This window comes from Gammaproteobacteria bacterium (genome assembly GCA_013696315.1).
In the GTDB taxonomy this organism is placed as follows: Bacteria; Pseudomonadota; Gammaproteobacteria; order JACCYU01; family JACCYU01; genus JACCYU01.
Map to the genome: position 1 here is coordinate 1 of JACCYU010000094.1, position 4,119 is coordinate 4,119.

Here is a 4,119-nt window from a genome sequence, read left to right on the forward strand (position 1 = left end):
CAAGCACTGTGGGCAATCCTAACGGAGCAGCACAGCAGGCACGGGAATACAGCCCGAAAACGCGCCCGGGAAGGTGAACCGACGCCGCGCTAACGGCGTGTATCTCACTTGCGTCAGATGCAACACCAGGGCGCCCAGAGTGCGCTTCGCTTCTTCCGGGCTCAACGAGTTTATTTTAAATCTATGCAATGAGGGGAAAAGCCATGCAATCGCAACACAGCACCTGCATTAGCATTCGCTACGACCACATTCTGGCGGCGTGGCGCGAGCAAGTAACCGCAGCGGCGAATAGCCCGGATATCAAACACCCGATTTTGTATCAGGAACGCGAACTGTTGCCGCGCTTCTCAGCGCAATACGCAACGCTCATGGCGCTACCGACGTACGCGGCGCGCGATGCAGCGGCAGTGGAAACGATCGCTGGCCGGGGTGGCGCTGCTGCTGGCGCTGGGTCAAACGCCAGCAATGGCCGCCACCATTAATGTCGGCGGGGGATGCAGCCTGGTCGATGCGATTACAGCGGACAGAAATGATATAAAAATCCGGCCTAGCGAAGCAGCCGTGTTCAGGATCGCGGTGTCATCCATCCGTGGATCGATATCCCTGATTGCTTGAACATCAAACCCGTTGTTCCGAAGCCATTCTTCCACTTTCGCGCCAACGCCGACATCGACTAAGAATTTCAAATTCCGGTCATTCATCAACCGGTGATCTCAAACCTGTTCCTCCCCGACCCGCTCGGCCGCATAGAGCAGGGCGGCCCGAATGTCTTCAGCCTCGAGTTCCGGGTAATCCTCCAACAACTCCTGGTTGGTCACACCACCTGCCAGCGCCTTGAGGAATTGTTCAACTGTAATCCTGAGACGCCTGATCGTGGGCTTGCCAACCATCACCTTGGGATTGGCGGTAATTCTGTCTAGCAGCGTGTGCTCATTCATTTCGTCGACCTCCATTCTGCGCATTCAGCATCCATCTTTCTGCCACTGACCGCAACCGGTGGCTTGTGGGCCCAATGAGCGTTAGCGTTTCCCGCCGGCCACCATTAACTTTATAATCGCCTGCCAGCGGTCAAATGAAGCGCGATCAGGTGCCGCGTTTCCGTGGCGTCAACGCCGAACGGAAGCTCAGAGTTTGTGTATGTCACCGTAGAGTGTGGCTAATACTCAAGCGCCGCCTACAGCCGCCATCGCTCTCGATTGGCTTCACAACAGCAGCAGCTTATTCAGCAGTTCGCCGCGGTTATGTACCTCAAGCTTGCTATAAACCTGGCGGGTGTACGTAATCGCGGTATGGTCGCTGATGTCGAGGCGCCTGGCGATGGCCGGGCGGGAATGGCCAGCCGCCAGCAGCAAGCAAACCTGCGTCTGGCGGGACGAAAGTGGCGGTAGTCGCTCCAGCTGGCGCAGTAGTTTGAGCGGCAGCGGCTCCTGATGTTTGATCGTGATGCCGATTAAGGACGCCGGCTGTGGCGCGTGATGGTTGAGCCAGTAGGCGCGAAACACAAAGCCGCCCCAGGGATTACGATGACGCCACACCGGCGGCCCGACCGCTTATTTGCCGCCGTGGAAGATCTCGAGCAGGCGCTGACACAGCTGCATCGCGCCTGCCGGCAGTGCCTCCTTAGCTTGCGTCTGCGCTATTAACGCGTCGGTGGAAATGGCCGGGTGCGACGTGAGATAGAGAAGCCTCCGCGCCTCAGGCGACATGAACTGAACCCGGCCCGCGGCATCCACGATCATCATCCCCTCGTTCCCGCTGTCGACCAGGGGCGCTTCGAATTCGGGCGGCGGCGCGGTCAGCGCGTGCGCGAAATACGGGATGATTGCGCCGAGACGAAAACTGTCCTGCGCAGTGTAATCCGCATCGCCCGGCGCGCGCTGCAGAATCATCGCGCCTAGCGCGGGCCCGCCCTCGTCGATGATGGCCTTGAGGCTCTCATCGAAACCCAACGGGCGCATGATCAGATTGTAATAGTCATGCCGGTAATACGCCCGGCGCTCGACCTTCATGCCCGCATCAAACGACAAGACGCCCCGCAGACTGCGCAGCGCCTCGGTAAATCCCCAGATCACCTCGTTCTCGCGCCGGTTATAAAACTCGCTGAGATAAAGCGTCCCCGCAGGCGTCATGTCTTCGAGATTCTCAAAGAAGAAGGCGCTCATCTGCTGCCGGTCATCGACCCACAGAAATTGGTTCGCGTGGGAGAGCACCAGGTCGTGCATTTCCTTGAGCAGCACCGGCATGATGGCCTGGCTATCCAGCCCCAGACAACACAACTGCTTGATGCGCGTCAGCAACGGTTCTTGGACATGACCCGTCTCTCCACGTCCCCTCCCGCTGCTTTGGATTCGGCTTAAGACACAAGCGATCTAAAGCTAGTCCTTTTACCGGAAAGTAGCACGATCGGGGGATGTTTTGCCAGCTTGCGCAGTGATACACAGGAGTTTCATTGGCTGGATGTTGCAGCGCGTCTTTTACCGCAGGCAGGAACATCATGCACAAGCGCGGCCGGAGCTTCATGGGTTGTCTGCACCGCTTAATTGAGTGCGGCGCGAGCGCTGACCCACTGATCCACACCAATCACTCGTAACGAGGAGACCCACGCATCTCGCCCCACCCTTCTTCCACGACCGAGTATTTTATTTGCCTGGAGGCAACACAATGCACATCGAGCATCAAGACCGCGGCAGCATTCGGTACGACAGTGTTCTATCGGCATGGCGCGAACAACTATCGCAAGCCGCGAACCCGGCGCTAAAGCAACAACTGGTAAATCGAGAGCGCGAGCTGTTGCCGCGGTTCACGGCGCAGTATGCGAGACTGCTGGAGTTGCCTCGTCGCACGCGACGGGCAATGCAGCGGCGATGGAAGCGGTCGCTAGGCGGCGTCGCATTGCTGATGCTACTGGGCCAGACGCCGGCGCTCGCCGCGACGATCAACGTCGGCGGCGCGTGTACGCTAGTCGACGCCATCACCGCGGCCAATAACGATGTCGCCACCGGCGGATGCTCGGCGGGTAGCGGCGCGGATACGCTAGGGCTGTCGGGGAACTTGACGCTGACGGCTGTGAACACCGATTTATACGGACCGACTGCGCTGCCGGCAGTGACCAGCGCCATCACGGTCGAGGGTAATGGCGCCACCATTAGCCGCGCCAGCGGCGCGCCCGACTTCCGGCTCTTCGCTGTGGACAGCACCGGTAGTTTGACTCTCAGGAAGACCAAAATCACGGGCGGCCGGCTCTCCGGCGTCGATGCGCTTGGCGGTGGTTTGTTTAACAACGTCGGCGAGCTCACGATCATCGACAGCACCGTCTCGGGCAACGCGGTGACGAGTGACTCTGGCGACGGCGGCGGCATTGCGACCCGTAGTACCTCCGAGCAGGTTTCGCTCACCTTGATTAACAGCACCGTCGCGGACAATACCGCCGGTGACCTGGGCGGTGGCATCAATTTCCGCAGTTTTGGCAAGCTCACCGTGGACAAATCCACGATCTCTGGCAACTCCGCCCGCGATGGCGTGGGTCTCCTGCACATCGGCGACAACAGTGCGATCAGCAACAGCACGATCTCAGGAAATTCGTCGTCAGGCTACGGCGGCTCTGGGGGCCTATTGCATGGTGGTACCCTGACCCTGACCAGCACAACCGTGTCAAACAATTCCGCCGCTGGCATGTACGGCGTCGGTGGAGTCGCCGCCTTCGCGGGCGGCACCCTCACCCTGACCAACAGCACGATCACGGGCAATTCTGCTCCAAACTCCGGTGCCGGCGGCTTGGCCGGCAGTACCATCATCCTCAATCGCACGTTGGTCTCGGGTAACCAAGGTCCGCTCGCCGCAGAGCTTTTCACATACGAAGGAGACAGCGGCGTAAACGCCAGCAATTTCAACATATTCGGGCACAGCGGTCTGACCAATGTGCAGGCGTTCTCATCGAACTTTGTCCCTTCCGGCGGCGACATCACCGCCACGTCTGACGGCACGACGCCCACGCCGTTGTCCGCCATCCTCAACACCACGCTCGCCAACAATGGGGGCCTACCAAGACCCATGCGCTCGTCTCCGGCAGTCCGGCGGTCGATGCGGTGGGCTCCGGTTGTCCGCCGCCCAATACTGATC

General features: G+C 59.8%; 6 protein-coding genes. 2 read left to right on the forward strand and 4 right to left on the reverse strand.

Annotation, left to right across the window (positions count from 1 at the left end; genetic code table 11):
* The first annotated feature begins 203 nt into the window (after window positions 1–203).
* The gene (locus H0V34_05475; GenBank protein ID MBA2491165.1) at window positions 204–482 is read left to right on the forward strand and encodes a hypothetical protein; all 279 of its coding nucleotides are present in this window, start codon (window positions 204–206) and stop codon (window positions 480–482) included.
* Here the strand turns inward: H0V34_05475 and H0V34_05480 are convergent.
* From H0V34_05480 to H0V34_05495, 4 genes are all read right to left on the reverse strand, one after another.
* Complete coding sequence (locus tag H0V34_05480) at window positions 453–701, reverse strand: DUF5615 family PIN-like protein (protein ID MBA2491166.1); 249 nt, start codon at window positions 699–701, stop codon at window positions 453–455. The genes H0V34_05475 and H0V34_05480 overlap by 30 nt on opposite strands.
* A 12-nt stretch (window positions 702–713) precedes the next feature.
* A complete protein-coding gene (locus H0V34_05485) occupies window positions 714–938 on the reverse strand; it encodes a DUF433 domain-containing protein (GenBank protein MBA2491167.1) in 225 nt (74 codons plus the stop codon).
* Window positions 939–1,202: 264 nt separating this feature from the next.
* Entirely contained in the window at window positions 1,203–1,535 is a 333-nt protein-coding gene (locus H0V34_05490) for a helix-turn-helix transcriptional regulator (protein ID MBA2491168.1), read from the reverse strand.
* 15 nt (window positions 1,536–1,550) lie between these two features.
* Window positions 1,551–2,297 (reverse strand): hypothetical protein, encoded by a 747-nt coding sequence (locus H0V34_05495; protein MBA2491169.1) that lies wholly within the window; start codon window positions 2,295–2,297, stop codon window positions 1,551–1,553.
* A 364-nt stretch (window positions 2,298–2,661) separates the two neighbouring features.
* Here H0V34_05495 and H0V34_05500 point away from each other — a divergent pair.
* A partial coding sequence (locus H0V34_05500) for a hypothetical protein (GenBank protein MBA2491170.1) occupies window positions 2,662–4,119 on the forward strand: 1,458 nt, incomplete at its 3' end.